Origin of the sequence: Achromobacter mucicolens (assembly GCF_029866465.1) — a bacterium.
GTDB lineage: Bacteria > Pseudomonadota > Gammaproteobacteria > Burkholderiales > Burkholderiaceae_B > Achromobacter > Achromobacter mucicolens.
The window spans coordinates 3,608,458-3,632,880 of record NZ_CP123364.1 but is presented as its reverse complement, the minus strand read 5'-3'; the positions used below and the strand labels follow the sequence as shown (position 1 = coordinate 3,632,880).

General features: G+C 67.1%; 24 protein-coding genes. 16 read left to right on the top strand and 8 right to left on the bottom strand.

Annotation, left to right across the window (positions count from 1 at the left end):
- Nucleotides 1-16: 16 nt before the first annotated feature.
- The 3 genes from QEP15_RS16630 to QEP15_RS16620 all read right to left on the bottom strand — a co-directional run bounded on the left by QEP15_RS16630 (nt 17) and on the right by QEP15_RS16620 (nt 2,726).
- A complete protein-coding gene (locus tag QEP15_RS16630; RefSeq protein WP_056324612.1) occupies nt 17-457 on the bottom strand; it encodes a CBS domain-containing protein in 441 nt (146 codons plus the stop codon).
- A 104-nt stretch (nt 458-561) separates the two neighbouring features.
- A complete protein-coding gene (locus QEP15_RS16625) occupies nt 562-1,566 on the bottom strand; it encodes an acyl-CoA dehydrogenase family protein (RefSeq protein ID WP_152384940.1) in 1,005 nt (334 codons plus the stop codon).
- A gap of 11 nt (nt 1,567-1,577) precedes the next feature.
- Nucleotides 1,578-2,726, bottom strand: a complete 1,149-nt coding sequence (locus tag QEP15_RS16620) for an acyl-CoA dehydrogenase family protein (protein WP_152384939.1) — start codon at nt 2,724-2,726, stop codon at nt 1,578-1,580.
- 212 nt (nt 2,727-2,938) lie between these two features.
- Between QEP15_RS16620 and bktB the strand changes: the two genes are divergently transcribed.
- Nucleotides 2,939-4,120 carry a beta-ketothiolase BktB gene (bktB, locus tag QEP15_RS16615; RefSeq protein ID WP_175155879.1) on the top strand — a complete coding sequence of 394 codons (1,182 nt, stop codon included), beginning with the start codon at nt 2,939-2,941 and terminating at the stop codon, nt 4,118-4,120.
- A gap of 57 nt (nt 4,121-4,177) precedes the next feature.
- On the opposite strand, the gene QEP15_RS16610 is transcribed toward bktB, so the two are convergent.
- Entirely contained in the window at nt 4,178-4,957 is a 780-nt protein-coding gene (locus QEP15_RS16610) for an IclR family transcriptional regulator (RefSeq protein ID WP_280147742.1), read from the bottom strand.
- Between the two features lie 112 nt (nt 4,958-5,069).
- Between QEP15_RS16610 and QEP15_RS16605 the strand changes: the two genes are divergently transcribed.
- From QEP15_RS16605 to QEP15_RS16580, 6 genes are read left to right on the top strand one after another with little or no spacing between them, the layout of a single operon-like run.
- Nucleotides 5,070-5,933, top strand: a complete 864-nt coding sequence (locus tag QEP15_RS16605; RefSeq protein WP_152384937.1) for an enoyl-CoA hydratase — start codon at nt 5,070-5,072, stop codon at nt 5,931-5,933.
- On the top strand, nt 5,930-8,014 hold the full coding sequence (locus tag QEP15_RS16600) for an acetate--CoA ligase family protein (protein WP_152384936.1): 2,085 nt from the start codon (nt 5,930-5,932) through the stop codon (nt 8,012-8,014). Before QEP15_RS16605 ends, QEP15_RS16600 begins: the two co-directional genes overlap by 4 nt.
- A 32-nt stretch (nt 8,015-8,046) precedes the next feature.
- Entirely contained in the window at nt 8,047-9,015 is a 969-nt protein-coding gene (locus QEP15_RS16595) for a Bug family tripartite tricarboxylate transporter substrate binding protein (RefSeq protein WP_152384935.1), read from the top strand.
- 4 nt (nt 9,016-9,019) lie between these two features.
- A complete protein-coding gene (locus QEP15_RS16590) occupies nt 9,020-10,222 on the top strand; it encodes an acyl-CoA dehydrogenase family protein (protein ID WP_175155878.1) in 1,203 nt (400 codons plus the stop codon).
- Between the two features lie 6 nt (nt 10,223-10,228).
- The gene (locus QEP15_RS16585) at nt 10,229-11,248 is read left to right on the top strand and encodes an acyl-CoA dehydrogenase family protein (protein ID WP_152384933.1); all 1,020 of its coding nucleotides are present in this window, start codon (nt 10,229-10,231) and stop codon (nt 11,246-11,248) included.
- A gap of 35 nt (nt 11,249-11,283) precedes the next feature.
- Nucleotides 11,284-12,054: a class I SAM-dependent methyltransferase gene (locus tag QEP15_RS16580; RefSeq protein WP_152384932.1), complete on the top strand. Its 771-nt coding sequence runs from the start codon at nt 11,284-11,286 to the stop codon at nt 12,052-12,054.
- A 2-nt stretch (nt 12,055-12,056) separates the two neighbouring features.
- Here the strand turns inward: QEP15_RS16580 and QEP15_RS16575 are convergent, their stop codons facing one another.
- Entirely contained in the window at nt 12,057-12,383 is a 327-nt protein-coding gene (locus QEP15_RS16575; protein ID WP_152384931.1) for a type II toxin-antitoxin system RelE/ParE family toxin, read from the bottom strand.
- A complete protein-coding gene (locus tag QEP15_RS16570) occupies nt 12,380-12,661 on the bottom strand; it encodes a type II toxin-antitoxin system Phd/YefM family antitoxin (RefSeq protein ID WP_063956328.1) in 282 nt (93 codons plus the stop codon). The genes QEP15_RS16575 and QEP15_RS16570 overlap by 4 nt, the downstream gene beginning before the upstream one ends.
- 228 nt (nt 12,662-12,889) lie before the next feature.
- Between QEP15_RS16570 and QEP15_RS16565 the strand changes: the two genes are divergently transcribed.
- The 5 genes from QEP15_RS16565 to QEP15_RS16545 all read left to right on the top strand — a co-directional run bounded on the left by QEP15_RS16565 (nt 12,890) and on the right by QEP15_RS16545 (nt 18,466).
- Nucleotides 12,890-13,642: a GntR family transcriptional regulator gene (locus QEP15_RS16565; RefSeq protein ID WP_062839112.1), complete on the top strand. Its 753-nt coding sequence runs from the start codon at nt 12,890-12,892 to the stop codon at nt 13,640-13,642.
- Nucleotides 13,593-14,909, top strand: coding sequence for a malonyl-CoA decarboxylase domain-containing protein (locus QEP15_RS16560; protein ID WP_175155877.1), 1,317 nt, complete (start codon nt 13,593-13,595; stop codon nt 14,907-14,909). Before QEP15_RS16565 ends, QEP15_RS16560 begins: the two co-directional genes overlap by 50 nt.
- A 54-nt stretch (nt 14,910-14,963) precedes the next feature.
- A complete protein-coding gene (locus QEP15_RS16555; RefSeq protein WP_226846328.1) occupies nt 14,964-15,773 on the top strand; it encodes an enoyl-CoA hydratase/isomerase family protein in 810 nt (269 codons plus the stop codon).
- A 4-nt stretch (nt 15,774-15,777) separates the two neighbouring features.
- Nucleotides 15,778-17,319 carry a malonate--CoA ligase gene (locus QEP15_RS16550; RefSeq protein ID WP_280147741.1) on the top strand — a complete coding sequence of 514 codons (1,542 nt, stop codon included), beginning with the start codon at nt 15,778-15,780 and terminating at the stop codon, nt 17,317-17,319.
- Nucleotides 17,320-17,494: 175 nt separating this feature from the next.
- Nucleotides 17,495-18,466 (top strand): Bug family tripartite tricarboxylate transporter substrate binding protein, encoded by a 972-nt coding sequence (locus QEP15_RS16545; protein ID WP_279990625.1) that lies wholly within the window; start codon nt 17,495-17,497, stop codon nt 18,464-18,466.
- Between the two features lie 4 nt (nt 18,467-18,470).
- On the opposite strand, the gene QEP15_RS16540 is transcribed toward QEP15_RS16545, so the two are convergent.
- Entirely contained in the window at nt 18,471-19,427 is a 957-nt protein-coding gene (locus QEP15_RS16540; RefSeq protein ID WP_152384928.1) for an aldo/keto reductase, read from the bottom strand.
- A 280-nt stretch (nt 19,428-19,707) separates the two neighbouring features.
- On the opposite strand from QEP15_RS16540, the gene QEP15_RS16535 reads away from it, so the two are divergent.
- From QEP15_RS16535 to QEP15_RS16520, 4 genes are all read left to right on the top strand, one after another.
- A complete protein-coding gene (locus tag QEP15_RS16535) occupies nt 19,708-20,679 on the top strand; it encodes an ABC transporter substrate-binding protein (RefSeq protein ID WP_280147740.1) in 972 nt (323 codons plus the stop codon).
- 323 nt (nt 20,680-21,002) lie between these two features.
- Complete coding sequence (locus tag QEP15_RS16530) at nt 21,003-21,893, top strand: ABC transporter permease (protein ID WP_056323849.1); 891 nt, start codon at nt 21,003-21,005, stop codon at nt 21,891-21,893.
- Nucleotide 21,894: 1 nt separating this feature from the next.
- Complete coding sequence (locus QEP15_RS16525; RefSeq protein ID WP_056323852.1) at nt 21,895-22,689, top strand: ABC transporter ATP-binding protein; 795 nt, start codon at nt 21,895-21,897, stop codon at nt 22,687-22,689.
- Nucleotides 22,690-22,835: 146 nt separating this feature from the next.
- Nucleotides 22,836-23,165 carry a ribonuclease E inhibitor RraB gene (locus QEP15_RS16520; protein ID WP_152384927.1) on the top strand — a complete coding sequence of 110 codons (330 nt, stop codon included), beginning with the start codon at nt 22,836-22,838 and terminating at the stop codon, nt 23,163-23,165.
- A 3-nt stretch (nt 23,166-23,168) separates the two neighbouring features.
- Here QEP15_RS16520 and QEP15_RS16515 read toward each other — a convergent pair whose 3' ends face one another.
- On the bottom strand, nt 23,169-24,416 hold the full coding sequence (locus tag QEP15_RS16515) for an NAD(P)/FAD-dependent oxidoreductase (RefSeq protein ID WP_152385546.1): 1,248 nt from the start codon (nt 24,414-24,416) through the stop codon (nt 23,169-23,171).
- Nucleotides 24,417-24,423 lie beyond the last annotated feature (7 nt).

Sequence of the window (24,423 nt, the reverse complement as noted above, 5' to 3'; positions counted from 1 at the left end):
GCCACGCCTTGCGTCTTTAACCCCGTTCGCCCGTGATGTAGCGTTCCAGTTCGTGGATGATGAACTTCTGCTCGCTCATCACGTCCTTGACCAGGTCGCCGATGGACAGCAGGCCGATGAGCTTGTCGTTGTCGATGACGGGCAGGTGGCGGAAATGCCGTTCGGTCATCATCGCCATGCAGTGTTCCCGCGTGTCGGCGGGACCGACGTAGTAGACCGAGTCCGTCATGATGTCGCGCACCTTGGTCGTGCGCGATGAGCGGTCCTGCAGGACGATCTTGCGCGCGTAGTCGCGTTCGGTCAGCATGCCCAGCACCACGTCGCCTTCCACCACCACCACCGCGCCGATGCCGCGGTCGGCCATCGTCTTGATCGCGTCAAAGACCGACGAATCCGGAGAAACCGTCACGACGGCGTGATTGGCCTTTTCCCTGAGAAGCTCAGCAACTGTCTTCACGATGTGCTCCCGAAACGAACCATGCTCCATCCTAAGCCTGCCTGCGGGATTGCCGCAAGCGCGACGCGTGGTTTCGCGTTGTTGTCGCGAAACGCATGGCGGGGCTAGGCGGCTGGCCGGGCGTACAACGCCGTGCGCAGGTAGGTCAGCGCATCGGCCCCGCTGGCGATCGCGTCCGCCCCGATGCGCTCGTGCCAGTGGGCTTCCGATCCCGCCGCCAGCCGCCAATCGCGCAGCCGGCGGGTGTAAAGCTGCAAGTCGTATTCCTCGGTGACGCCGATGGCGCCGTGCACCGCGTGCGCGATGTCGGCCACCTGCGGCACGGCCTGGCTTGCGCGGGCCTTGCCCAACGCGGCAAGCAAGGGGCGGGGCAGGCCGTCGTCGCCTTGAAAGGCCAGCTCTGCCGCCATGCGGGCGGCCCACACCTGTTCGGCCATCACGCTGATCTGCTGTTGCACCGCCTGAAAGCGGCCGATGGGCTTGCCGAACTGCGCGCGCTGGTTGGCGTACGCCAGCGTCATCGCCAGCACCCGGTCCATCGCGCCGGCGATCAGGCCGGCATAGGCGGCGGCTGCCAGCGTGTCCAGCGGCGCGGGCCCCTCGATACGTTCGGCGTCGCCAAGCGCCCACGACGCGCCGCCGTCCAGGCTGCCGTGCACGCCGTTTGGTTCGACGCGCGCCGCCTGCATGGGCAGCAGCCAGGTCTGGCCGCCGATGCCCGCCAGCACGTAGTCGGCGCTGCGCGCCCAGGCCACACTGACGCCGGCGATGCGTCCGCCATCGATGGCAAGGCCATGCGGCGCAAGCGCGATCGACCCGGCCGCTTGCGGGCGCTGCGCGCGGCTTAGCCAGGCGCGCGCGAGCAGGGTGTGGGCAATGGGGTAGGGGCACAGGTGCCGGCCCGCCGCCAGCACGACCGGCAGCGCGTCTGCGAGGCCCAGGCCCGCGCCGCCGTGCGCTTCCAGAACCAGCGCGTCCGCAAAGCCCGCGTCCTCGCAGGCCTGCCACGCGGCGGCGGGCGGCTGGCCCTGTTCGGTCCGGCGGATTACCTCGGGCGTGCAGGTCTGGGAAAAAAGGCGTTCGGCGGCATCGCCAAAAATGTTGTCCATGGCGGTCGTCCTTATCGAAGGCCAAGTCCGCGGGCGATGATCCCGCGCAGGATTTCACGGGTGCCGCCGCGCAGCGAAAAGGTGGGCGCAACCTGTTCCAGATACGCCAGCGTACGCAGCAGCGGCAGGGGCACGGGCCGGTCCGGATGCCGGCCCAGCGTATCGCCGATAATGCGCGGGATGGCCTGTTCAAGCTCGGTGCCCAGGTCCTTGACCAGCGACGCCTCCGTGGCGGGACTCAGGCCGGCGGCCAGCTTGCCGGCAACCGCCAGCGACATGGCGCGCAGCACCGCCATCTGCGACAGGATGGCGCCCAGCGTGGCGCGGCTTGCGGCGTCGGCGTCGTGCTCGCGGCAGTGCGCCAGCCAGCATTCCAGCAGCGCGATGCTGGAGTACAAGCGCTCGGGGCCGCTGCGCTCGAAGGCCAGTTCCGCATTGACCTGCGCCCAGCCCGCGCCTTCCTCGCCGATCAGCGCATCGGCCGGCAAGGCCACGTTGTCGAAGAACACTTCCGAAAAATGCGCGTCGCCCGCCAGATCTTCGATCGGCCGCACCGACACGCCGGGCAGCGACAGGTCCACGATGACCTGCGACAGCCCCTGATGCCGATCGTCCACGGTGCCCGAGGTGCGCACCAACGCGATCATGTAGTGCGAGCGGTGCGCGTTGGTCGTCCAGATCTTGCTGCCGTTCAGGCGCCATCCGCCGCCATCGGGCTCGGCCCGCGTGCGGATGCTGGCCAGATCCGAACCGGAGCCCGGTTCGCTCATGCCGATGCAGAAGAAGGCCTGCGCGGCGCAGATGCGCGGCAGGTAGAAATCCCGTTGCGCCGGCGTGCCGTACTTCAGGATGAGGGGCGCGCTCTGGCGGTCCGCGATCCAGTGCGCAGACACGGGCGCGCCCGCGCCCAGCAATTCTTCGGACAGCACGAACCGCGCGAATTGGCCGCGCGCCGCGCCGCCGTATTCGCGCGGCAACGTCAGACCCAGCCAGCCGCGTTCGGCAAGCTGGCGGCTGAATCCGGCGTCAAACCCCATCCAGGAGCGCGCGCGCTCATCGGGCTCCAGCCCGTCCAGCGCATCGGCCAGGAAGGCGCGCACCTCGGCGCGCAAGGCTTCGTCCTCGGGGGGAATGGCAGTCAGTTCCAGCGTATCGATCATCGGGCGCTCCGGGTCGGACAAAGGCGCCGCAAGGGGCGCCGGTGGCCACTATCGGGGAACGCGTCGAACGCTGTCCAATAGTATTTTTTGCCTTTCCGATACGGCTTCGGTATCGGCGGCCGAAACGCGGGCGCCGCGGCCCGGCAGTATGATGGACCGCACTTCAAGCAACGCATCGCGCGACTCAAAACGCACCACAAGGAGGAAACACCATGAATGAAGTCATCGTCGCTTCGGCCGTCCGCACCGCCATCGGAGATTTCGGCGGCGCGCTCAAGGATGTGCCGCCCTGCGATCTGGGCGCCACCGTCATCCGCGCCGCGCTGGAACGCGCGGGCGTCTCGGGCGACGAAGTGGGCCATGTGGCCGTCGGCCACGTCATCAACACCGAGCCGCGCGACATGTACCTGTCGCGCGTGGCCGCCATGAATGCCGGCATCTCCAAGGAAACGCCCGCTTTCAACGTCAACCGGCTGTGCGGCTCGGGCCTGCAGGCCATCGTGTCGGCCGCGCAGTCGATCATGCTGGGTGACGCCGACATCGCCGTGGGCGCTGGCGCCGAAAGCATGAGCCGCGCGCCGTACATCGCCCCGGCTCAGCGCTGGGGCGCGCGCATGGGCGACAGCGTCATGCTGGACATGATGACCGGCGCGCTGTCCGACCCGTTCGGCAAGATGCACATGGGCGTCACGGCGGAAAACGTGGCCGCAAAGTTCGGCATCAACCGTCAGGACCAGGACGCCTTGGCCGCGGAATCGCACCGCCGCGCCGCGGCCGCGATCGATGCTGGCCACTTCCGCGACCAGATCGTGCCCGTGAAGATCAAGTCGCGCAAAGGCGAGATCGTGTTCGACACCGACGAACACGTGCGCCGCGACGTCACGGCCGACAGCCTGGCCAGCCTGAAGCCGGTGTTCCAGAAGGAAAACGGCACGGTCACCGCGGGCAACGCGTCCGGCCTGAACGACGGCGCGGGCGCGCTGGTGCTGATGAACGCATCGGTCGCGGCCAAGCGCGGCATCAAGCCGCTGGCGCGCCTGGTCGCCTACGCCCACGCCGGTGTGGACCCGGACATCATGGGCATCGGCCCGGTGCCCGCCACCCAGGCGGCGCTCAAGCGCGCGGGCCTGACGGTCGACCAGCTGGACGTCATCGAGGCGAACGAGGCATTTGCCGCCCAGGCTTGCGCGGTGTCGCGCGAGCTGAAGCTGGACGCGGCCAAGGTGAACCCGAACGGCAGCGGCATCGGCCTGGGCCACCCCATCGGCGCAACCGGCGCCATCATCGCCACCAAGGCCTTGCATGAGCTGCAGCGCGTGCAAGGCCGCTATGCGCTGGTCACCATGTGCATCGGCGGCGGCCAGGGGATCGCAGCGATCTTCGAACGGATCTGATTCTTTTCGCGCCGCAAGCCCGCAACGTCCCGGTAGCGCCGGGGCGTTGCGGGCTTTTTACTTGGCGTCCTGACCCAGGTAGTCCTTGGCCCACGCCTGGCACTCGGCGTGCAGCAGGGCGCCCATCTGCGCGCGCCGGGGCGCGTCGAGCCGGCTGCTGATGGCGCCAAAGCTGAACGCCACCCACGTCAGCTCGGACACGGGAAACGCCACGCCCACGCCCGACACGCCCGGCGTGATGGTGTCCACGATCTCGGCGTAACCCGCGGCCCGGGTCTGCCTGACCGCCTTCATCAGCGCGGTGCTGGACACGCGGATGTGCGCGTAGCTGGCGGCGTGCCGGACATACAGCGCTGCGATCTCCTCGTCGGGCAGTGCCGCCATCAGCGCCAGGCCGCCCGCGCCCACGCCAAGAAGGCGGCGCTCGCCCTGGTCGATGGTGAAAACCTTGACCGGGAACGAGCCGGCCTCGCGCAGCAGGCATAGCGCGTAGTCGCCCTGGCGGATTACCAGAAAGACCGTGTCGCCCGACAGGCGGGCGAGCTTCTGCGCGAAGGGTCGCAGCGCGTCCAGCAGCGGCGTGCGGCGCAAGGCGGCAAACCCCAGTTGCATCGAATCCACGCCCAGCCGATAACGGCGGGTGGCGCGGTCGCGTTCGGCGAATTGTTCTTCCAGCAGGCAACTGAGCAGGCGGTGGGCGGTGGAGCGCTCCAGGCCGGTCGCGGTCATCACACCCTGCAGATCGATGCCGTCCTCCTGATGCTGCGCCAGCACGCGCAGCAGGCCGAGCGCGCGGCGCATGCTCTGGGTTCCCCCGGTTGATCCTGTCGTGTTCATATTGTGGGAATAATTGATTGAATATTTTGTATTTTAGGATTCGTGGTGCGTTAATTCAATCCAGCCGATCGCGCCGCATTCGATGGCGCGGCATTACAAGGACGAGGAGACCATGGAATACGCCACCCTGGCCGTCGAACGGTTTGACGCGGTATGCCGCATCAGCCTGGCCCGCGAATCCGCGCGCAACGCGCAAAGCCAGCAGATGCTGGACGAGCTGGACCACGCGCTGGCGCGTGCTGAAGAGGACGACGACATCCGGGTGGTGATCCTGGCCGGCCGTGGCGCGCATTTCTCGGCCGGGCACGACCTGAAGGAAGCGCAGGCCAAGCGCGCGGACTTTACCGTCGAGGAACGCTGGGCGTACGAGTCGCGCCGCTACTACGGCTATTGCCTGCGCATCTGGGACTTTCCCAAGCCCGTCGTGGCGCAGGTGCAGGGCGCGTGCGTGGCCGGCGGCTTCATGATCGCCAACATGTGCGACCTGGTGGTGTGCGCCGACACTGCGTACTTTTCTGACCCGGTGGGGCATACCCTGGCCGCGGCCGCCACCGAGGTGCTGATCCATCCCTGGGTGATGGGGCTGCGCAAGGCCAAGGAAATGCTCTACACCGGCGAAAAGGTCGGCGCCGAGGAAGCGCTGCGCATCGGCATGGTCAACCGGGTGGTGCCCGAGGCGGATCTGGAGGCTGCGACATTTGAACTGGCGCAGCGCATTGCGCAGGCACCGCCCTTCGGGCTGCGCCTCCTGAAGCGTTCGCTCAATCGCACGGCCGACGCGCAGGGCTTTCGCACGGCCTTGTCGGCGCATTTCGACACGCATCAGCTCTCTCACCTTACCGAGGAATTCCAGGCGGTGCGCCAGCGAGGCCTGGCCCAGGCCATCCAGCGCAACAAGGACCTGCCTGCCCGCGATGCGCGCGAGGCGGCCGGACAGTCCGGCGCGGTCTCGGGAAAGACGGGTGAAACCGCATGACGTCCCGCCTTGAACCGTTGCTTAATCCCCGTTCGATCGCCATGATCGGCGCCAGCGGCAATCCGGGCAGGATCGGCGGCATGCCGCTCGAATTGCTGACCCGCTTTGGCTTTGAAGGCGGCATCTATCCCGTCAACCCGAAGTACCAGGAAGTCTTTGGCCTGCGTTGCTGGCCTGACATCGAAGCCGTGCCCGAGCCGGTGGACCTGGCGGTGCTGGCCATCGCGGCGGCGGAGGTAACGCCCATGCTGCGCCGCTGTCACGCCAAGGGCATTCCCGCTGCCATCGTCTATGCCGCGGGATTTGCCGAGGCGGGCGGCGAGGGCGCCCGCCTGCAGGCCGAGCTGGAAGCCTTTGTGGCGGAAAGCGGCATGGCGGTTGCCGGCCCGAACTGCATGGGGTTTGCGAACCTGAATACGCAGGCGCACACCGCCTTTGCCTCGGTTTTCAAGACTGCGCCCGCGCAGGACGGGCCGGGGTCGGTCAGCCTGCTGACGCAGAGCGGCAACGTGTGCGCCGCGGTGTACGCCATCGCGCGCCGTGTGGGGCTGCCGTTCTCGCACTTCATCAACACGGGCAACGAGGCCTGCCTGGATTTTTCGCAGTATCTGGAATATCTGGCGGCCGATCCGCAGACCGAGATCGTGCTGGGCTACATCGAACAGCTGCGCGATGGGGGCCGCTTCGTGCAGGCGTGCCGCGAACTCGAACGGCGCGGCAAGCTGCTGATTGCGCTGAAGGCGGGCGCCACCGACAAAGGCGCGCAGGCGGTGCAGTCGCACACGTCTGCGCTGGCCGGCGATCGCCGCGTGTATGCGGCGGCGTTCCGGCAACTGAACGTCATCGAGGCCACGGACTTCGCGCAGATGGCGCATCTGGCCAGCCTGGCGACGCTGCGGCACCGCGCGGCAGGCAAGCGCGTGGCCGTCTTGACGATGTCGGGTGCGCTGGGCGCCATCCTGGCCGACAAGTTCATCGGTGCGGGGCTGTCGCTGCCCGATTTGCCGCCGGACCTGCAGGAGGTGCTGCGCGGGGGAATTCCCGACTACGGCATGGTGGGCAATCCGGTGGACGTCACCGGCAATGTGGTCAACGATCCGGCGTTCGTGCGCACCGTGCTCCAGGCGCTGGGAACGTCGGACGCCATCGACGTGGTGGTCGTGTATGCGCCCGGCTACATGCTTGACCGCATGGCCGACGCGCTGGCCGAGGCATCGCGCCAGCACCGGCGTTTGTTCGTGGCCATCGACACGGGCCTGGCGCAAAGCCGTGCGGCGCTGCGCGAGGCCGAAGTGGCGGTGTTCGAGGACCTTGGGCTGGCCGTGGCCGCGCTGGCGCCCTATCTGTTGTGGTGCGAAGCCCGCGCCATCCGGCGCCAGGCGGATCAACCAGTATTGGACACGGTGGCCGTGCCGGCCTTGCCGTGCAACGAGGCGCAGGCGCGCGCCTACGTGGCCGCGTTCGGTGTGCCCGAGGCCGCCAGCGGGGTGGCGCGCAGCGCGGACGAGGCGGTGCGCGATGCGCGCCGAGTGGGCTATCCCGTCGCCGTGAAAGTCCTGAGTCCCGACATTGCCCACAAGACCGAGGCTGGCGGCGTTGCGCTGAACCTGGCGGACGACGAGGCAGTGCGCGCGGCCTGGGCGGACGTAACGCAGGCGGCCGCCCGCGCGCAGCCGGGCGCGCGCATCGACGGCGTGATGGTCCAGAAGATGGAACGTGGCGTCGCCGAGATCATCGTCGGCGCCACGCGCGATCCGGTCTTCGGGCCGGTGCTGACCGTTGGGCTGGGTGGCGTGCTGACCGAAATCTACCAGGACACCAGCCACCGCCTCTTGCCTGTGGACGAGGACATCGCCTTGCAGATGTTGCGCGAACTCAAGGCGTTTGCGTTGCTGGACGGCTTTCGCGGCAAGCCGCGCGGCGACGTGGCGGCGGCGTGCCAGCGCATCGTGGCGATCGGCAACGCCTTGCTGGCCGCGCCCGCGCACGTGTCTCAGATCGAAGTGAACCCACTGCTTATCAAAGAGGCAGGGCAGGGCGTCGCGGTGCTGGACGCCCTGATCCTGCCCGCAACCCCGTAGCGCGATCGCGCACCCCCCAGGAGGAGACAAGCATGATCAAGAAAGCATTGGCCGGCGTCGCACTGGCTTGCATGGGCATCACCGGCGCCGCCCACGCCCAGGACAACTACCCCAGCCGCCCCGTGCGCATCGTGGTGCCGTTCTCGCCTGGCGGCGCGACCGACATCATGAGCCGCCTGCTGGCGGAAAAACTGAGCGGCAGGCTGGGCCAGCCGGTGATCGTGGAGAACAAGCCGGGCGGCGGCACGATGATCGCCTCCGACTATGTCTCGCGCGCAGAACCGGACGGCTACACGTTGCTGATGGCCGCGTCCTCGCTGGGAATCGCGCCCAGCATCTACGCCAAGGTCAACTACGACCCGATCAAGGACTTTGCGCCGATCTCGCAGGTGGCGTCGGTGGTGCACGTGCTGGGCGTTCATCCGTCGGTGCCGGCCAAGAACGTTGGCGAGCTCATCGCCTACCTGAAGGCCAATCCGGGCAAGGTCAGCTACGGCTCGGTCGGCACGGGCAGTTCAACGCACCTGGAGGCCGAGCTTTTCAACAGCATGGCCGGGGTCCAGATGGCGCACATTCCTTACAAGGGCAGCGCGCCGGCGCTTAACGATCTGGTGGCCGGACGCCTGCAGGTGATGTTCGACGCGTGGGCCTCGTCCGGCCCCTTCGTCAAGGACGGCAAGCTGCGCGCCCTGGCGGTTACGACCGCCAAGCCGTCGGCCTCGGTGCCCGAGCTGCCGACGGTGGACGCCTCCGGCCTGCCCGGCTATTCGGCCATGCCGTGGCTGGGCCTGGTGGCGCCGGCGCGCACGCCGCAGCCGGTGATCGACAAGCTCTACCAGAACATCGCGCAGATCCTGCAGCAGCCCGAGGTCAAAAAACAGTTCGTGGATCTGGGGCTGGACATCATCGGCAGCGACCCCAAGGCCTTCGGCGCGTTCATCCAGCAGGATGTGGCGACGTGGGCCAAGGTCGCGCGCGACTCGAACATCCGGCTGGAGTGACCGCATGACGAGGCTGGAAACCGCCGCGCAGGACGGCGCGGCGCAGGAAGACGAAGCGTTCCGGCGCGACCTGCGCCGCTGGCTCGACGCGGCCTACGCCGGCTTTGCGCAGTCGTGGCCCGGGGGCGCCGATCCGCGCAACCTGGACTACCGGCGCGCCTGGGAAGACACGCTGTGCGCAAACGGCTGGTCCGGGCTGGGCTGGCCGCAGGCTTACGGCGGGAAGGCGCTGCCCTTGTCGCGCCAGGCGGTCTTTCATGAAGAGCACGCCCGTTGCGGCGCGCCGCTGGGTGTGAACCTGATCGGCCACGGCATCCTGGCGCCCACCGTGCTGCATTTTGGCACCGAGGCGCAGAAACAGCGCTTTCTGCCTGGCATCCTGACAAATCGCGAGGTGTGGTGCCAGGGCTATTCGGAGCCGGGCGCGGGGTCCGACCTGGCTGCCGTGCGCACGCGGGCGCAGGCCGAGCCGGGCGGCTTTCGCCTGAACGGCCACAAGATCTGGACGTCGTTCGCGGACCGGGCGCAGTGGTGCTTCGTGCTGGCGCGCACCGATCCCGACGCGCCCAGGCACAAGGGGTTGAGCTTCCTGCTGGTGGACATGCGCAGCGCGGGCGTGCGCGTGGAACCCATCCGGCAGATCACGGGCGAGGCCGAATTCTGCGAGGTGTTCTTCGATGACGTCTTTGTGCCGCAGGACGCGCTGCTGGGCGAATTGAACCAGGGCTGGCGAATCGCCATGGCCGCCGCCAGCTTCGAGCGCGGCACGTATTTCATTCCTCGGCTCGTGCGCTTTGCGCAGGAACTGCGGCAGGTGCGCGAGCTGGCCTTGCAGCCCGACGCTCATGGGCGCACGCCCGCCTCGTCGGCGCCGGTGCGCCACCGGTGGGCGCGGCTGGCCGCCGACAGCCATGTGCTGGCGCTCAAGTCACAGCGCGCGCTGGCGGGCGCGATGCGCGGCGATCCTCCTGGACCGGAAGGGTCGTCCACCAAGATCCACTGGAGCGAGGCGCACCAGCGTCTGCTCGAGCTGTCCCTGCAACTGCTGGGCGAAGACGCCAGCCTGGGCGTGGACGCCGCCGATGCGCGCGCCGCGCAACTGACGCACGCTTATCTGTGGTCGCGCGCCGAAACCATCCTGGCCGGCACGTCCGAGATCCAGCGCAACATCATTGCCGAGCAGATGCTCGGCCTGCCCAAGGCCTGACGCCTCATGAATCTGCATCTCAGTGAAGACCAGCGCATGTTGCGCGATGCCGCGCAACGTTTCCTGTCGCAGCGCCATCCCGTGGCCGTGGCGCGCGCCGCAATCGGGCAGGACACGGCGGCGCGCCATGCCCTGTGGCGCGACCTGGCGGAGCAGGGCTGGCCGGCCTTGCTTGCGCCCGATACCCACGGCGGGCTGGGGTTGGGCATGCGCGAGGCCTGGATCGTGGCCGAGGAGGCGGGCCGTCATCTGCTGAGCCTGCCGCTCGTGGCCAACATGGCGTTGCTGCCCACGCTGTGCCACGCACGGGGCGTGCCCGCCGGGTGGACCGGCGGCATGATGGCGGGTGACACCTGGTATGCCGACGCGGCCCTGCGTCCCGACGGGTCGGCCTTCATCGAAGGCGCGTGCGACGACGTGCGCGCACTGGCCGTGCGTAAGACGGGCGCGGCGTCATTGCGCCTGATGCTGCTGTCGCCCGTGCGCGGCGTGGGCGGCCTGGATCCCACGATGCCCGTCGCGGTCGCGGCCAACCCGCACGTCGTGGCCAGCGCGGATATCGAAACCGATCCCGGCACGTGGGAGGTTCTGCGCACGCGCTTGCGCGTGCTGCGCGCTGCCGAAATGCTGGGCGCGGCGTCGGCGGCGCTGGATATCGCCACGGCATATGCCCGCGAACGCCAGCAGTTCGGCCGCGCCATCGGCGCCAATCAGGCAATCAAGCATCGTCTGGCCGAGGACTGGATGGCGCTGGACGACGCGCGGCTTGCGGGGTGGGCAGCCGCGGCCGCGTTGGATACCGGCGCGGCGTCCGCGCCGCGCGATTGCCTGTTCGCGCCGCTGCTGGCCGGGCAGGCCAGCCGGCGCGTCGCGCAAAACGCCATACAGGTCCACGGCGCGCTGGGAGTCACGTGGGAATGCGATGCGCATCTTTACCTAAAGCGCGTGTTGCGGCTGGATGCCAGCCTGGAGGCCGAGGTGCCGGGCCCCGATCTGCTGGAACGCATCTGGGAAGCGGCGGCGTAGCCGAAGAGGCTGGCCGCGGGCCTACAATCGCGCCCATGCACAAATCCAACTTTCCCTCCGAACTCGACCAGCCGACGCTTTCCGAAGTGGACGGCGTGCGCTATCTGCACTTCAACACCGAATGGGTGCAGGGCGCGATGCACATCAAGAATCCGTCTGCGCTGGTGCTGGAGTACACCGCGCAGATGATGGCGTGGCTGCTGTTCCTGGAGCCGCCGAAGGAAGAGGCCATCGGCATGCTGGGCCTGGGCGCAGGCTCGCTGGCGCGCTTTTGCGCCAAGCACACGCGCAGCCCGCTGCTGGCCGTGGAATGGAACCCGCGCGTGACTGCTGCCTGCCACATGTTCTTCCGCCTGCCGGGCGCCAACCGGCTGCAGGTCGAACACACCGACGCCGGCGCCTGGGTAGCCGACCCGCTGAATGCCGGACGCTGCCCCGTGCTGATGGTGGACCTGTACGACGCCGCCGCCGAAGGGCCGGTGCGCGACAGCGTGAAGTTTTACCGCGACTGCCGCCGCGTGCTGGGCGAGGTCGGCATCCTGGCGGTGAACCTTTTTGGCCGGCACGAAAGCTTCGGCAAGAACATCGACAACCTGTCCAAGGCGTTCGATGACCGCATCGTGCTGCTGCCCGAAGTCGAGGCCGGCAATCAGATCGTTTTGGCTTTTTCCGGCCCCAGCCTGGCGATCACGCCCGCTGACTTGCTGGCCCGCGCCGAGGTGGTGGAAGGCAAGTACGGGCTACCCGCTCGCCGCTGGGCGCGCTCGCTGACGCGGCATGCGGTGGACGGCGTTTTGCATTTTTGAAGTCAGGGATGCAGCGTCCTGAGTGGCCGGCGGGCAAGTTTGATCTTCAAGTCCTGTCGGCTATCGCAGATAAGGTGGATATACACCTTGTCCGCGACAACTTCATAAATGACCCGGTTCTTGACCGCGATAATTTGCAGGAAATGTGTTGCGGGCAGCTCCGGGAGGGAGTGTCCGGCGTGCGGGAATTGTTCGAGATTCAGAATGGCATTTTTGATCCGGGCGTATGAGTCGAGCCAGACCTGCTGAGAAAAGTTTTTTCTGATATAGCGGCGGATCTCGTAAAGATCTTCTGCGGCCGTCTTCAGAAAAACCACCGTTCGGTTCATTCCGAATCATCCCGATCCATCGCTTCAATCTGCGCAAATACGTCCGTGGCCGGAATGACGCGTCCTTCTTCGATGTCTTTTCGGCCGCCCGCCAGCAGTTGCAGGAGGGCCATGGCTTGCTCCTGCTCCTCGAAGCTGCGTACATCCATGACGACGAGTTTGGCCTCTCCGTTCTGCGTGATGAGCATGGGCTCACGAGTTTCGGTCAGCGTGGTCACGATCTCCGCAGTGTGACTTTTGAGGTACGAGATAGGCTTCACTTGAGTGGAGTATTTCATGAGTTGCACTCCGAAATCGTAGACGCGATCGGACTGATTGTAGGCTTAATTCAGTCCTATTTCGGTTCGGTTGCGGTGTTCCGTGGTGGCGTGGCAGCTTTTACCTTCCGAGTCGCGCTTTGTTAGGGAAGGTCCCGAGTCTCCCGGGGGTTTACCTTTCTCCGATCCCGGGTCTATCATCGGCTTATTCATAATTATGAATTACGGCGTTTCCCGCGCCGCCTGCCCATGAACCATCCCATCGTCCGGCAAGCCTTGTATCTGGAAGTCGCGGACCGCCTGCGCGGCATGATCCACGCGCGGTCACTGCGCAACGGAGAGTGGATCGACGAATTGCGGCTGGCCGGCGAAATGGGCATTTCGCGCACGCCGCTGCGCGAGGCGCTGAAAGTGCTGGCAACGGAAGGGCTGGTTCGGCTGGAGCCGCGCCGCGGCTGCTTCGTGAACGAGCTGTCGGCGCAAGATCTGGAAGACATCTTCCCGCTGATGGCGATGCTGGAAGGGCGCTGCGCCTTCGAGGCCGCGCGCAAGGCCACCGATGCCCAACTGGCCGAGCTGGAACCGCTGCACGCCGCGCTGGCCGGTCATGCCAAGGCCGGCCGCATCGACGCCTACTACAAGACCAATTACCTCATTCACGAAGCCGTCCAGGCACTGGCCGGCAACCAATGGCTGTCCGACATGGTCGGCAACCTGCGCAAGGTCCTGAGCCTGTCGCGCCATCGCAGCCTGTCCCGGCCCGGCCGCATCGACCAGTCCTGCGCCGAACACCTTGCCATTTTCGAGGCCCTGAAGGCCCACGATTCCGACGCCGCGCAGGCGCTGGCGCACACCCATTTGATGCGTCAGCTTGAAGCGCTGCGCGTTCTCAGCAACGAAGACGCCGCCGATGCGGCGCCGTCCGATCCCATCGTCATCGAGGAGCCCGCCCATGTCCGCACCCGCCAATCTCGCGCCCGCGCGCGGCGCACGCACGCCTGAGCCCGAGGCCGATGTCGTCGACGCCGCCGCCGCGGCCGAAAGCGCCAGCCTGATCACCCGGCTGGGCCGGCTGTGGGATCGCGGCCGCCTGCCCAGCGAGTCGGAAGTCCGCCGCCTGTTCGAGGCGCGTCTGACCGACGTCGCCGCCAACAAGCTGGCGCGCCGCTGGTGCGAGCAGTACTCGGCGGCCGACGGCAAGGACCGCCGCCTGATGCTGGCCGCGCTGGCGCAGATCCGCGCCACTTACGCGGGTGAGGGCGGCGAAGGCGTGCGGCTCTTCAAACGATTCAACGCCCAGCCGCAGGGCCTGCGCTTCCTGGTTGAATTGCGCGCCGACATGCTGCGCTGGCGCAAGCAGGTGGCGGGCATCCAGTCGCTGGACAAGGAACTGGAGGGCCTCTTGTCGGCCTGGTTCGACGTGGGTCTGCTGGAACTGCGCCCGCTGACCTGGGACTCTCCCGCATCGCTGCTGGAAAAGCTGATCCTTTACGAGGCCGTCCACGAGATCAAGTCCTGGGACGACCTGCGCCACCGCGTCGCGCCCGATCGCCGTTGTTACGCCTATTTCCATCCGCAGATGCCGGGCGTGCCGCTGATCTTCGTGGAAGTGGCCTTTGCCAGCCAGATGGCCGACAACGTGCAGGTGTTGCTGGACAGCACGCTGCCGCCGCAAGACCTGGACAAGGCGCGCTGGGCGATCTTCTATTCGATCTCGAACACGCAGCCCGGCCTGAAGGGCATCAGTTTCGGCAACTTCCTGCTCAAGCGGGTGGTCGAGCAGCTGCTGGAAGAGCTGCCCAAGCTGAAGGCCTTTGCCACGCTGTCGCCCATCCCGGGCTTCACCGACTGGCTGGGCAAGCAGGACGCACAGGCGGTCGAGGCCATCGTGCGCGAAGACAAGACCCGCGCCAAGGACCGCAACCGCGAGGGCGTGCCGGACGGTCAGCGGTGGGTCGCGCGGCTGGCCAAGGCCGCGCAGGGCAAGGCGCCCGACGTCGTCAAGCGCGCCGGATTCCGGCTGGCGGCCTGCTATCTGCAATCCATGAAGAACGGCCTGCCGGTGGACCCGGTGGCGCGGTTTCACCTGGGCAACGGCGCGCGCATCGAGCGGTTGAATTGGGCGGCGGATACGTCTCCCAAGGGCCTGAAGCAATCGTGCGCCATGATGGTCAATTATTTGTATGACCTGGACGAACTGGACACCAACCTTCAGCGCCTGAACGACGGCAAGCCGCAGATCAGCCGCGGCGTGGGGCGCGTGGCCTGACCGCCGGAAACACGGCGGCGGATTCCATCAACAACAACAACGAGGGCAGGGGACATGACTGAGAACGTGGCTGGCCATGGCCAAGGCCAAGACCGTGTGCGGCTTGAGCGCGAAGGGCATCTGGCCTGGGTGACGCTGTCGCATCCGGGACGCCTGAACGCGATCACGGTCGGCATGTGGCGCGAACTGCGCGAGGTCTTCACGCGCATCGCGCAGGACGATGCCGTGCGCTGCGTGATCCTGCGCGGCGAGGGCGGCAATTTCGCGGCCGGCGCCGACATCCGCGAGTTTCCCGCCGAGCGCGCCGATCTGGCCGGTGTGCAGCGCTATCACCGCGAGATCCTGGCCCCCGCCCTGCAGGCCGTTGCCCAATGCCCGCAACCCGTGATCGCCCAGATCGAGGGCGTGTGCGTGGGCGGCGGGCTGGAAATCGCCTGCCAATGCGACCTGCGCATCGCCGGCGCATCGGCCCGCTTCGGCGTGCCGATCAACCGCTTGGGCTTTCCGATGGCCCCGGACGAAATGCGCGGCCTGCTGGCATTGGCCGGCCGGGCGGCGACGCTGGCCATCCTGCTGGAAGGCCGTGTGTTCGGCGCCGACGAGGCGCGCGGCCTGGGCCTGTTGACCCGCATCGTCGACGATGGCGAGGTCGCGGCAGCGGCCCGTCGCAGCGCCGACCGCATCGCCCAGGGCGCGCCGCTGGCCGCCCGCATTAATAAGCGCTTGTCCGCCAGGCTCGCCACGGGCGCGGCCTTGACCGAGGACGAGTACCAGGATTATTTCTCCTATGCCGAAAGCCGGGACCACAGAGAAGGCGTGCGTGCCTTCCTGGCCGGCGAAGACCCTTCCTTTTCCGGAGACTAGACAGGTGAGCAACGCCAACCTATACGCTGTCCTGCAAGGCGGCTTTCCCAAAGACCGCAGCAAAGTCGCGCTGGAAACGCCCGACCTCCAATACACCTGGGACGACATCGAACGCGCGACCGCGTGCCTGGCGAACCTGCTGCAATCGCTGGACCTGCCCGACGGCGCGCGTGTGGCCGTGCAGGTCGAGAAGTCGCCCGAGGCGCTGCTGTTGTACCTGGCCACGCTGCGCGCGGGCCTGGTGTACCTGCCGCTGAACACCGCCTACCGCGAATCCGAGATCGAATACTTCCTGGGCAACGCCGAGCCGTCCGTCGTCGTGTGCGCCAGCAAGAACCTGGACTGGGTCAAGCGCGCCGCCGACAAGGCCGGCTGCCCGCACGTCTTCACGCTGGACGAGGACCGCACCGGCACGCTGCTGGACGCCGCCGGCAGCCTGCCGCAAACCTTCAAGACGGTTCAACGCAAGCCGGACGACCTGGCCGCGATCCTGTACACCTCGGGCACCACGGGCCGCAGCAAGGGCGCGATGCTCTCGCACGGCAACCTGGCGGCCAATGCGCGCACCCTGCATGAATACTGGGGCTGGCGCGAGGACGACGTGCTGCTGCACATGCTGCCGATCTTCCATGTGCACGGCTTGTTCGTGGCCTCGCATGGCGCGCTGCTGGCGGGCGCCCGGATGATCTGGCTGCCCAAGCTGGACGCCGACCAGGCGCTGCATTACCTGCCGCAGAGCACCGTGATGATGGGCGTGCCGACGTACTACGTGCGCCTGTTGGCCGATCCGCGGTTCAACCGCGACGTGTGCGCCAACATGCGCCTCTTTATCTCGGGCTCGGCGCCGCTGCTGGCCGAGACGTTCTCGGACTTCAAGGAACGCAGCGGCCACCCCATTCTTGAGCGCTACGGCATGAGCGAGACCGTCATGCTGACGTCCAATCCCTACGACCCCGCGCTGGGCGAGCGTCTGGCCGGCACCGTCGGGCGCGCCTTGCCCGGCGTGCAGGTCCGCGTGGTCGACGATGCCGGCAAGCCGCTTGCGGCGGGCGAGATCGGCAACGTGCAGGTGCGCGGCCCCAATGTGTTCTCGGGCTACTGGCGCATGCCCGAAAAGACCCGCGAGGAATTCACGGGAGACGGCTGGTTCAAGACGGGCGACGTGGGCCGTTGGGGCGGCGAGTCCGCCGGCCGCGCCGCGCCCGACGACTACCTGTCGATCGTCGGCCGCAGCAAGGACCTCATCATCTCGGGCGGCTACAACGTGTACCCCAAGGAGATCGAGACGCTGATCGACGACATGCCGGGCGTGTCGGAATCCGCCGTGATCGGCGTGCCGCATCCCGACTTCGGCGAGGCTGTGGTGGCGGTGGTGGTGCCCAAGGACGGCGCGTCGCTGGACGCCTCGGCGATGCAGGCGGAATTGAAATCGCGCATTGCCAACTTCAAGGTGCCCAAGCGCGTGCATATCATCGACCAGCTGCCTCGCAACACCATGGGCAAGGTGCAGAAGAACGTGCTGCGCGACACCTACAAGGCGCTATAACCCCACCTCGTGCCGGTCCCCCGCGGGACCGGCATTTTTTTACCGCATCCAAGGAGACGCATCCCCATCCAATGCCCCGAGAAGACCTGCCCTCAGCATTCAGAAGAAAAAGATATTCCAGCGACGAGACGCCAAAAAACAGGCGCCGTCCCCCGATGCAGCAAGAGGAGACAAAATGAACTATCGCACCACCGCCGCGGCCGTGTTTGCCGTGGCAGCCCTGGGTTTTGGCGGCGTTGCCGCCGCGCAATGGCCCGAACGCCCCATCACGCTGATCGTTCCGTTCCCCGCCGGTGGCGGCACGGACACGTTCGCCCGTCCGCTGGCCGCGCAGCTCACGACGCAGCTCGGCCAGACGGTGGTCATCGACAACAAGGGCGGCGCGGGTGGCACCGTGGGCGCCGGCGTTGCCGCCAAGGCCAAGCCCGACGGCTACACGTTCTTCATGGGCGGGGCGCACCATGCGTTGGCGCCGTCCCTGTACAAGAGCCTGAGCTACAACATCCAGAAGGACTTCGTGCCGGTCGCCCTGGTGGCGCAGCCGCCGCAGGTCGTCGTCATCAATGCCGGCAAGTTGCCGGTCAAGACCTTGCAGGAGTTCATCGACTACGCCAAGAAGCGTCCGGGCGAAATCAACTTCGGCACCGCGGGCAAGGGCAGCACGCACCACCTGGCCGGCGAGCTGTTCGCCATGCAGACCGGGGTCAAGCTGGTGGACGTGCCGTACCAGGGGGCGGGCCCGATGCTGTCGGCGCTGATCGGCGGGCAGGTGGATCTGGCCTTTGACGGACTGGGCTCGTCGGCCGGGCACATCCGCGCCGGGGCGATCAAGCCGCTGGCCGTGGCCGCCACGGAGCGTTCGCTGTCGCTGCCCGACGTGCCGACTGCCGCCGAGGCCGGCGTGCCGAACTACGTCGTGTCGACGTGGTACGCGATCTGGGCGCCCGCCGGCACGCCCAAGGAGGCCACGGAAAGGATGGCCGCCGAGATCACCAAGGCGCTGAACACGCCCAAGCTGAAGGAAACCTGGGCGGGCAATGGCACCGGCGTGCCCACGCTGACCGGCGCCGAGTTCGGCAAGTTCGTCGACAGCGAAGTCCAGCGCTGGGCCAAGGTCGTCAAGGACTCCGGCGTCACGCTGGACTAGCGCCTTACCGCCAATCGCTGGCCTGGCTGAGCCGGGCCAGCTGGTCGTGCGTCAGCGTCAGGCTGGCGGCCTTGACCAGTTCGTCCAGCTGGGCGAGCGAGGTGGCGCTGACAATGGGCGCGGTGATACCGGGCTGCGCGATCTGCCAGGCCAGCGCGGCCTGCGCGGGCGTGCAGCCGGCGTCCTCGGACACCTCGTCCAGCGCCTTCAGGATGCGGTAGCCGCGGTCGTTCAGGTAGGTCTCGACGATCTTCTTGCCGCGCGCGCTCTTGCCCGCATCGCCGGGGCTGCGGTATTTGCCGCTAAGAAAGCCGCTGGCCAGCGCGAAATAGTTGATCGTGCCCATCTGCTGCGTCTTCACCAGGCTTTGCAGCCCGGATTCGAAGGGTTCGCGCGTGTACAGGTTGTACTCGGGCTGGATGCTTTCATAGCGCGGCAGGCTGTGCCGCTCGCTGGCGATCAGCGCTTCGGACAGCCGCACCGCCGTGTAGTTGGACGCGCCGATCGAACGCACCTTGCCGGCCTCGATCTGCTTGGCGTATTCGCCCAGGGTGTCGGTCAGCGGCGTGTCCGGGTCATCCTGGTGGGATTGGTACAGGTCCACGTAGTCGGTCTGCAGGCGCGCCAGCGACGCCTCCAGCGAGCGCCGGATGTAGGCGGGCGACAGCCCCTTCTGGCCAGGCCCCATTTCCATCCCAACCTTGGTGGCGATCAGGACCTGATCGCGCTTGCCCGTTCGCTTGAGCCACTTGCCGATCAGGGTTTCGGACTCGCCGCCCTGGTTGCCCGGCACCCAGCGCGAATACATATCCGCCGTGTCGATGAAGTTCAGGCCGGCGTCCAGCAACGCGTCCAGCAGCGAAAAGGTGCCGGCCTCGTCGACGGTCCAGCCGAAGACGTTGCCGCCGAATGTGAGCGGGGGAACCTGCAGGCCGGATCGGCCCAATGCGCGTTTGATCATGGCTGGCCTCGGGATGCCGTCGCCGGGCGCGCGGAACGGGATGAACGGCGTTCGCCCGGCGGTGGTCAGTATATTCACGCCGCTGCCCCGTGGCGGGACATGCCGTTATGGATGCACCATTACAGGGATTCCCCCCAACTCCATTTGGTGGGCGGCACGTTAGACTATACGGCTTTATGGCTGGCCGAACGGGTGGCAAACCCGGGTGGCAAATCCCGCGGCGGCCATGAAGACACCGGCAACTTCAACAAGCAATACCACGGGTTCAAGGAGCAAACATATGCTGATCGGAAAACACCATTTTCTGACGGTTGGCGCGATGGCGCTGGCAATGGCTATCGCCGCGCCGGCCGCCGCGCAGCAAAAGTCTGTCGCGGTGACCGCCATCGTCGAGCATCCGGCGCTGGACGCCGTGCGTGACGGGGTGCAGGACGCCCTCAAGCAAGCCGGCTACGAGCCGGGCAAGAACCTGAAGTGGCAGTATCAAAGCGCGCAGGGCAACAACGGCACCGCCGCCCAGATCGCCCGCAAGTTCGTCGGCGACCGCCCGGACGCCATCGTCGCGATCGCCACGCCGTCGGCGCAGGCTGTCGTGGCCGCCACCAAGGACGTGCCGGTGATGTATTCCGCCGTGACCGATCCGGTCGCCGCGCAACTCGTGTCCAGCATGGACGCCTCGGGCACCAACGTGACCGGCGTGTCGGATCTGCTGGCCCTGGACAAGCAAGTCGAACTCATCAAGAAGATCCTGCCCAACGCCAAGCGCGTGGGCATCGTCTACAACCCGGGCGAGGCCAACTCGGTCGTGGTCGTCAAGAAGCTCCAGGAAATCCTGCCCAAGTCCGGCATGAGCCTGGTCGAAGCCGCCGCCCCGCGCTCGGTGGACGTGGCTTCGGCGGCTCGCAGCCTGATCGGCAAGGTCGACGTCATCTACACCAACACCGACAACAACGTCGTGTCGGCGTATGAATCGCTGGTCAAGGTGGGCAACGACGCCAAGATCCCGCTGATCGCGTCGGACACCGACAGCGTCAAGCGCGGCGGCATTGCCGCCCTGGGCATCAACTACCGCGATCTGGGCGTCCAGACCGGCAAGATCGTCGTGCGCATCCTGAAGGGCGAGAAGCCCGGCGCGATTCCGTCTGAAACCAGCTCCAAGCTTGAGCTCTACGTGAATCCGGGCGCGGCCGCCAAGCAGGGCGTGACCCTGTCCGACGCGCTGATCAAGTCGGCCGCGGTGGTCGTGAAATAATACGGCGCGATATCGGCCCCGCCATGCCTATCCGGCGTGCGCGGGGTTTTTCTTGCGTTTTTCGTGGTGTCTGGCTTACCCGATGTTCCATAGGGCGGCAGCGTTCACAAGACGTTCGCGGCCCGGCGTTGTTGCTTCCTTGACAGGTCTCGCACGTCCGCTGGCTCCGCCGGCGGGGAAGACACGTGGGCGGGAAACGAGAGAAAATCCATGCCGGGAAACGTTTATTGCGAAAGCTCGGGTAAAACTGACCCGTGAACGCAAGAAATCGCGCGTTTCACTTCTTTAATATGCTCGTTTCTTATCTTGATTGGATCTGACCCATGTCATTGTTCTCGTTGTTAGGCGCACTGGAGATCGGGCTGATCTTCAGCCTGGTGGCCTTGGGCGTGTTCATCTCCTTTCGCCTGCTGCGCTTCCCCGACCTGACCGTGGACGGCAGCTTTCCGCTGGGCGGCGCAGTCTGTGCGACGCTGATCGCATCGGGCACCGATCCGTTTTCCGCCACCATCATCGCCACCATCGCGGGCGCGGCGGCCGGGCTGGTCACGGGCTGGCTGAACGTCAAGCTCAAGATCATGGATCTCTTGGCCAGCATCCTGATGATGATCGCCCTGTATTCGATCAACCTGCGCATCATGGGCAAGCCCAACGTGCCGCTGATCACCGAACCCACCGTCTTCACGATCCTGCAGCCGGCGTGGATTTCCGACTACGTCGCGCGCCCGCTGATCCTGATCGTGATCGTCATCCTGTGCAAGCTGGCGCTGGACTGGTTCTTCGCCACGCAGACCGGCCTGGCGGTGCGCGCCACCGGCTCGAACGGCCGCATGGCCCGCGCGCAAGGCGTGAACACCGGCCGCATGATCCTGGGCGGCATGGCGCTGTCCAACGCGCTGGTCGCGCTGGCCGGCGCGCTGTTTGCGCAGACGCAGGGCGGATCGGACATCTCGATGGGCATCGGCACCATCGTGATCGGCCTGGCCGCCGTCATCGTCGGCGAAAGCATCCTGCCGTCGCGCAAGCTGGTGCTGGCCACGCTGGCCGTCATCATCGGCGCCATCGTCTACCGCTTCTTCATCGCCCTGGCGCTCAATAGCGATTTCATCGGCCTGAAGGCGCAGGACCTGAACCTCGTTACCGCGGTGCTCGTCACGATCGCCCTGGTCATCCCCATGCTCAAGCGCCGCCTGGTCGGCAAGAAGGGGCGCTGATATGTTGTCCGCAAAAGACCTGAAAATCACCTTCAACGCGGGGACGCCCATCGAGACCCGCGCGCTGCGCGGCCTGACGCTGGAAATCCCGTCGGGCCAGTTCGTGACCGTGATCGGTTCCAACGGCGCGGGCAAGTCCACGTTCCTGAACGCCGTGTCGGGCGACCTGCCAGTCGATTCCGGCCGCATCGACATCAATGGCGTGGACGTGACGCGCCAGCCCGTGTGGGCGCGCGCCGGCAGCGTGGCCCGCGTGTTCCAGGACCCCATGGCGGGCACCTGCGAAGACCTGACCATCGAGGAAAACATGGCGCTGGCGCAGATGCGCGGCGCATCGCGTGGCTACAGCCGCGCCGTGAAGGCCTCGATGAAAGCCGGCTTTCGCGAGCGTCTGGCCACACTGGGGCTGGGCCTGGAAAACCGCCTGACCGACCGCATCGGCCTGTTGTCCGGCGGCCAGCGTCAGGCGGTCAGCCTGTTGATGGCGGCGCTGCAACCGTCGCGCATCCTGCTGCTGGACGAGCACACCGCCGCGCTCGACCCGCGCACCGCGGACTTCGTGCTGCAACTGACGGCGCGCATCGTGGCCGAAAACAAGCTCACCACCATGATGGTCACGCACAGCATGCGCCAGGCGCTGGATGTCGGCGACCGCACGGTCATGCTGCACCAGGGCCAGGTGGTGCTGGACGTGTCCGGCGACGAACGCCGCGGCATGGACGTGCCGGACCTGCTTGCCATGTTCGAGCGGGTGCGGGGCGAGAAGCTGTCGGATGACGCCCTGTTGCTGGGCTGATGGCGAAGAAAGCGCGGTCTGCAAGGACCGCGTTTTTGTTCGCCCCGAATTTCTGCCCGGGATTTTTCCCGGACTGTTGCCCAGCACAGGGCCAGACCTCTGCTACCATCGCCGCCTCTTGAAAAACGATAAGCAGAGCAGCAGCGATGGAAGTCAGCCAGGCGTCGATTGACGGCATGTACAGCAAGATGGCGCAGAACGGTTGGGATACGTTCGGCCGCTTGAAATGGAGCTATTGCTTCATGGCCTCGCAGGAACACGCGCTGGAACTGATCTTCCGCAAGATCGCCGACAGCAAGTACCTGTTGGAAAGCCTCGAACAGGCCGATGACGAAGACGGCGGCTGGACGATGTGCGTGAGCAAGATCGAGATCCTGCCCGCGGACAAGCTTTTCCGGCGCTGCGACGCCTTCAATGACCTGGCCGACGAGTACGGCGCGCTGTTTGACGGCTGGGACGTGGCACAGGTGGCGTAAACGCTAGATGAAGCGGCCGGGCCGGAAGGCCGGATGGCGCGCCGCGGCGCTGCCATCCACCATCTGATCGGCCAGAATCTTCGCGGTGCCCGGCGCGGTGCTGAATCCGATGTGCTGGTGTCCCAGCGCCAGCCACAGGCCCGGATGACGCGGCGCCTCGCCGATCATCGGGCGGCTGTCGGGCAGGGTGGGGCGGCGGCCCAGCCAGGCGGCCGCATCCAGCCGGTCGCCTAACGGAAAGGCCTCGCGCGCGCGCTGTTCGGCCAGCGCAAGCTGATCCGGCCGCGCGGGCGCGTCGCAGGCGTCCAGCTCCACGCCCGTGGACAGGCGCAGCCCGCGCGCCATCGGCGACAGCACGTAGCCGCCGCCCGTGTCGTACACGGGTCGCGTCACGCGCGCGCCGTCGCGGCCGCTGTAGTGCATGTGATAGCCGCGTTCAAACGCCATCGGCAGGTCGATGCCGGTGGTCTTCAAGAGCGCCTTGGACCACGGACCCAGCGCCACCACGAGCCGGCCGGCCGACAGGGATTCGGACGCCGTCGCCCCGTTCACGATCCACGACGCGCCATCGCGGCGGATGCCGCGGGCGTCCAGCCGCCGGAATTGGCCGCCTTCGCGCCGGTAGAGATCTGCGTAGGCGGCCACGACCTCGTGCGGATCGTCGACCGAATACGATCCCTGGATCCACAACGCGCGGTGAAAGATCGGCGACAGCGCGGGCTCGGCTTCGGCCAGTGCCGCGGGGTCCAGTTCCTGCGTGGGCACGTCATACTGCGCGAACGTGCGGCGCGCCAGCGCGCCGGCCTGCCACGCCTGCGCCGAGCGGTACAGGAAGATCCATCCGGTGTCGCGCAGCCGATGGCGCGCGCCGCTTTGGTCCAGCAGCTTCAGGTGCTCGGGCGCGGATAGCCGGATCAGGCCGTCCAGCGCCCGCGCGGTTTCCTGGAAGACGGCCGGCCGCGCGCTCATCAGAAAGCGCGCCGCCCAGCCCAGGTTCGCCGCCAGATACGGCCAGCGGTAGCGGAACTGGACCGTGTCGTTCTTCAAGAGGCGCGGCAGTTGCTTCCACAGCCCCGGATGATTGAAGGGCATCAAGGAGCTGCGGGCCAGCACGCCGGCGTTGCCCAGCGACGTTTCCATGCCCGGTTCCTGGCGGTCGACGAGCAGGACCGTCATGCCGCGCCGGCGCAGTTCCAGCGCGCAGCAGACGCCGACGATGCCCGCGCCCAGCACGATGACGTGATTGCCCATGTCGATT